Below are 5360 nucleotides of genomic sequence, written 5' to 3' on the forward strand. Positions count from 1 at the left end.
ATCTCCGAGGAGTACGCCAGGCACGACGGGGAGCGGCCCGGCGGCCTGTCGCAGGGCGTGCGCGAGCGCGCGTGGTTCGCCGCCAGGCAGGTGGAGACGATCGAGCGTCTGTACGGCGCCGGCTAGCCCGCCGACCGGCCGGGCTCCTGGACCACCATGGAGGCCACGTCCACCTTCGACTTCAGGTAGCCGAACTCGTACATCAGGTCGGCCACCCGCTGGATGCGCTTGGGGCTGAGCGAGGTCGGGAAGGTGCCCATCGCCATGGTCATCACCGCCTGCCTGGGCGTCTGCGTGTAGAGCGGGACGACCTCGGCCAGCTCGGCGCGGTTGGTCGCGGCCAGGCGCTGCGCCTTGGCGACCGCGCGCTGGAAGGCGGCCGTGGTGTTCGGGTTCTTGGCCACCCACTGATCCGTGGCGGCCAAGCCGTCGATCGGCAGCGCGTCGGTGGGCCCCGTATTGGTGTCGAGCAGCAGCCGGGCGCCGGCCTGCTGGGCGGCCGACAGGAACGGCTCCACCATCCACGCCGCGTCCACCTGACCGCTCGTGAGCGCGGCCAGCTGGGCCTGGAAATCGATGGCCACGAACTTCACCTGTTCAGGCTTCACTTCATGCGCCTTCAAATGCGCGCTCATGGACATCGTGCCGAGGTTGTTCAGCGAGTTGACCGCGATTGTCTTGCCCATGAGGTCTTTGGGCGTCTGCAGCAGGGAATCCTTGCGTACCACGACGCCCGCGATGCCGGGCGCGGCCTGCAAACTATCTGAAAGGATCTTCAATTTGGCGGCGCCGCTGTCCTGGATGTTGATCAGCGAGACGTAACTGCCCTTGAAGATGTCGATGCTGCCGTTGAGGATCTTCGGCATGACCGCCTGCGGCGCCTGGATGATCTCTGTCTTGATGGTCAGGCCCTCGGCCTTGAAGAACCCCTTGCGGTCGGCGATGAACACCGGTGCGGAGGAGGGCGTGGGGCTGACGCCGATGGTCAGCGTGGTCTTCTCCAGGGGCCCCGACGGGGCCGCGCTGGTGACGGAGCCGGTGCCGCCGCTGCACGCGACGAGGGTGGTGGCAAGTAACGCCAGGAACGCGCGAAAAGCAGAACCGGATTCCATTGTGGTTTCTCCTTGGCAGGTCACGCATCCGAAAGACCGCGCTGAACGCCTGACAAGCGAGAATCGGCAGCAGTCACGTGGACAGTCGGTGATCGTACAGCAGGGACTGAGGTAATTGCCATGAAATGGCAATACTCATGACTTGGAAGATCATCACGAGTTGTCCATAAGTGTCCATTTTTCGGCAATTGGGGGAAGCCGGGCCGGATTAGCGGTCAATCAACCATTCCAATGAGAGTCACGTGCTTTGTAAGGTTGGCCTAGCTCGCCGGTGTGTGCTCAAATTGCTCTTCGTCTCCGGGCGCGCATCACGCGTCTCGCATGCCGGCGTGCGTTCAGGCGAAAGAGTGGGGAGCCAGTGACGAAGCAACCGACCGCGCTCGGCCCTCGTCCTCGGTTAGCCCACACCCACAGGAGACACAAGCGCAGGCTGCGGCTGCGGGACTGGCGGGTGCGCGCGCGTCTCGTCGCCCTGATCGTCATCCCCACCGGGGTGGGGGTCGTGGTCGGCGCGCAGCAGGTCATCACCTCGTGGGCCGCGGCGGGCCAGTACCAGCGCGTGCTGGACAAGGCCGAGCTCGGCGACGCCGTCATCGAGCTGACACACCAGCTCGCCCACGAACGGGACCTCGCGGTCTACTACATCGCCGCCGGCCGCACGCCCGAACGCGATGAGCCGATGCGCGGGCAGTTCGCCCCCGTCGACCAGGCGGCCGCCGCCGTCCGCGCCAAGGCCCTGGTGATCACCACCGATCACGGCGAGAGCGCCTGGACCATCACCCAGCAGATGCTCAGCCGCCTGCCGGAGATCGCCGCGACCCGCGACACCGTGCTGAAGACCCAGCTGCTCGCCCTGCCCGCGCTGACGAAGTACTCCCAGATCATCAACGCCTTCGAGCAGTTCCACGACCAGATCAGCCAGGGCGGCGACCAGGAGGCCCTGGCCAACAGCGTCCGGGCGCTGTCGGCCCTGGCCAAGGCGCACGACGCCGCCTCGCAGCAACGCGGCCTGCTCGCGGCGGTGGCCTCGGTGGGCCGCTTCCAGAGCGGCGAGCTCGACCGGTTCATGGCCGCCCGCGCCCAGCAGGAGAGCGAGATCTCCGTGTTCCGGTCGGTGGCCACGCTGGACGAGCTGCAGACCTACGACGACACCGTCACCGGCACGCTGGTGGACCGCGCCGAGGTGATCAGGCTGCGCGCGCTCGCCCAGGTCACCGAGGGCGACCGGATCGACATCGATCCGGAGGGCAGCGACGACGCCGACCGCTGGTTCCAGGCGATCAGCGGCACCGTCGACGGCATATGGACGGTCCAGCGGCGCCTCGGCGAGTCGATCATCGTGCAGAGCCGCACGCTGCAGGACGCCGCTCGCCGCGAGGCGCTCCTGGCCGCGACCTACAGCCTCCTGCTGCTGCTCGCGGTCCTGATCGCCACCGCCATCATGGCCCGATCCCTGGTCAGGCCCCTGCGCAGGCTGCGCACGGAGGCGCTGCACATCGCCGGCGTCCGCCTGCCCCGGACCGTGCGCACGCTGCGTGAGACCGGCGACGAGTCCACCGTGGCCATCGCCCCCATCGGGGTCGACTCCCTGGACGAGGTCGGTGAGGTCGCCCGGGCCTTCGACGAGGTCCACCGCGAGGCCGTCCGGCTCGCCGGCGAGGAGTCCAGGCTGCGCGCCGACGTCAACGCCATGTTCGTCAGCCTGTCCAGGCGCGGCCAGACCATGGTGCAGCGGCTGATCAAGCTCATCGACGGGCTGGAGCAGGGCGAGCAGGACGAACAGCGGCTGGCCAGCCTGTTCACGCTCGACCACCTGGCCACACGCATGCGGCGCAACAACGAGAACCTACTGCTGCTGGCAGGCCAGGAGCCTCCCAGACGGTGGAACAAACCGGTCAGTGTGGCCGACGTCGTACGCGCGTGCCTGTCGGAGGTGGAGAACTACGAGCGGGTCACGGCCCGGATCACCACTCCCAGCGCCGTCTCCGGGCAGGCGGTGAACGACATCATCCACCTGCTGGCCGAGCTGGTGGAGAACGCGCTGTCGTTCTCGCCCCAGACCACCCCTGTGGTCGTCGCCGCCGGCACCATCGGCGGCGCCGTTGGTGGGGGCGGAATCATGCTGAGCATCACCGACACCGGCGTCGGCATGGTCCCCGACGAGCTCACGCAGGCCAACGAGCGCCTCTCCCGCGCGCCCGCGGTGGACATCTCGGTCTCGCGCCGCATGGGCCTGTTCGTGGTCGCCCGGCTGGCCAACCGCCACGGCATCCGCGTGCAACTGCGCCAGAACGACGCCAGGGGCCTGACCGCGACGGTGTTCCTGCCGGAGGCGCTGCTGCAGCCGCCCGCCTATCCGACTCCGGGCCCGGCCTTCGGCCGGCCGTTCGCCGGCCCCGATTCCTGGGACCCTCGTCCGCCCGTGCCCCAGCCGCCGCGCCAGCGCACGCCGGACATGGCCGACTGGCCGTCGTTCGCCACCGATCCCGCGCCCGAGGAGCCCGCGGCAGGCTGGTACGGCACGTTCGACACGCCCGCGGCCAGGGCGCGATTCGACGTCCTGCGAGGCGGCACCCCCACTCCCGACCCCGCTTTCCGCGGCCCGATCGCCAACGGCTCGAGCCCCGGCGGCCACGTCGGCGCCAGGCCCGTCGCCGGCGACCCGCTCTCCGGCCGTCTGGGCGACCGGGCCGCCAACCCCGGTGACCCGCTCTCCGCCCGTCTGGACCGCTCGGCCGACGAGCCCGTCACCGACGGCTACCTACCGATCTTCGCCGCGGTGGAGTCGGCCTGGTTCAACCGCGACAAATCCGACAGCGGCTGGGGCTCACCCGAGGTGGACGCCGGGTGGAGCGCCGCCGAGGCCGCCGCCTCCCCGGCCAACGACGGCACCACCGCCTCCGGCCTGCCCAAACGCGTGCCCAAGGCCAACCTGGTGCCCGGCAGCGCCGACACCACCTCGGTGCCCAAGGGCGTCGCACCCATCCCGCAGACCTCTCCCGAGGAGGTCCGCGACCGTATGACCAGCTACCAGCGGGGCTTCCGAGCCGCACGCGACGAGATCAGCACGCGCAGCATTCCTCCCTTCGCATCAGGGAGCACGACCCGCGAGGAAGGCCCATGACCCGCGACAACAACCTCGACTGGCTGATCACCGACTTCGTCCAGTCCGTTCCCGGCGTGGCCCACGCCGCCGTCGTCACCTCCGACGGGCTGCCCCTCGTCGTCCTCCCTGATACGCTTTCCTCGCGCCCTGCAGGGGCGTCGGTCAGGGCTTGGCCGTCGCCTATTCCGGCTACCTCAGCCGAGAGAAGCGAGAAGCCGCTCTCTTCAAGGAGCGAAGGAGTCACCAGCGACGGATCCTGCCTATCCGTCCCAGCCGCCCCGGACTGCGAGATGAGCGCGGTGGCGCATCGATGACGCACCTGACTGACCGGGCCGGGCAGGTGCTCACTCCGGCGCTGCGCTCCCGGCAGACCAGGTGAGCGCGGATGACCGACCCGCGCTGGGGCGGCGGCTGGCGGCCGCCGGCCGACCCCGACGAGCAGGACCAGGACTCGCCCGTCCGGCCGTACGCCGTGACCGGCGGGCGTACCGCGCCGCGCATCAAGCTGGCGATGGAGGCCCTGGTCTGCTCCGCTGACGCCCCGCCGCACGCCTTCGCCCTCATCACCCCCGAGTACGCCGCCATCAGCGAGCTGTGCCGTCAGGTCCGCTCGGTGGCCGAGGTGGCCGCGGTGCTGCGGATCCCCCTCGGGGTCGCCCGCGTGCTGATCGCCGACATGGCGGCCGAGGGGCTCCTGCGGCTGCACCATCCGCGGCTGCCCGGCGGACGGCCTGACCCCGGCCTGCTGGAACGGGTGCTCGGCGGGCTGCAACAGCTCTGAGCAGGCAAGCGCCACGCCATCGGCGTCCGACCGGCCGTCCTGCGCCACAGCGCCAAGGTCGTTCAGCAGACAGCGAGGGTGTCGCGCCACACCTCGTCCAGGGCCATCTGGATCGCGCCGCTGAGCACGGCGCCCTCGGCCAGCTCCGACAATTCCACGCTTGGCGGGGTGAGGGTCAGGTCTTCGAGGTGCCGTGCGATCGCGTCCAGCAAGACCGCGCCGGCCCGGGCGATGCCACCACCGATCACTATCGCGTGCGGGGACAGCACGAGGACAACGGGTGCGATCGCCTCGGCGAAGACGGCGGCGACCCGGTCGACGACCTCGGCGGCGATCGGGTCGCCCCCGTCGGCGGCCGCGA

The 5360-nt window shown here is 70.1% G+C and carries 5 protein-coding genes; 3 read left to right on the forward strand and 2 right to left on the reverse strand.

What is annotated here, in order from left to right; translation table 11 throughout:
• Positions 1-122: 122 nt before the first annotated feature.
• Positions 123-1112 (reverse strand): ABC transporter substrate-binding protein, encoded by a 990-nt coding sequence (locus AB0J09_RS55135; protein WP_360710355.1) that lies wholly within the window; start codon positions 1110-1112, stop codon positions 123-125.
• A gap of 451 nt (positions 1113-1563) precedes the next feature.
• On the opposite strand from AB0J09_RS55135, the gene AB0J09_RS55140 reads away from it, so the two are divergent.
• The 3 genes from AB0J09_RS55140 (at position 1564) to AB0J09_RS55150 (ending at position 4999) form a co-directional block, all read left to right on the forward strand.
• Positions 1564-4236, forward strand: coding sequence for a nitrate- and nitrite sensing domain-containing protein (locus AB0J09_RS55140; protein ID WP_360710356.1), 2673 nt, complete (start codon positions 1564-1566; stop codon positions 4234-4236).
• Positions 4233-4532 carry a roadblock/LC7 domain-containing protein gene (locus tag AB0J09_RS55145; RefSeq protein WP_360710358.1) on the forward strand — a complete coding sequence of 100 codons (300 nt, stop codon included), beginning with the start codon at positions 4233-4235 and terminating at the stop codon, positions 4530-4532. The genes AB0J09_RS55140 and AB0J09_RS55145 overlap by 4 nt, the downstream gene beginning before the upstream one ends.
• Positions 4533-4603: 71 nt before the next feature.
• A complete protein-coding gene (locus AB0J09_RS55150; protein WP_360710360.1) occupies positions 4604-4999 on the forward strand; it encodes a DUF742 domain-containing protein in 396 nt (131 codons plus the stop codon).
• Positions 5000-5061: 62 nt separating this feature from the next.
• On the opposite strand, the gene AB0J09_RS55155 is transcribed toward AB0J09_RS55150, so the two are convergent.
• The coding region (locus AB0J09_RS55155; protein ID WP_360710362.1) for an ROK family protein at positions 5062-5360 on the reverse strand (299 nt) is incomplete at its 5' end.

It is taken from the genome of Nonomuraea sp. NPDC049784 (genome assembly GCF_040659615.1).
Taxonomy (GTDB): Bacteria; Actinomycetota; Actinomycetes; order Streptosporangiales; family Streptosporangiaceae; genus Nonomuraea.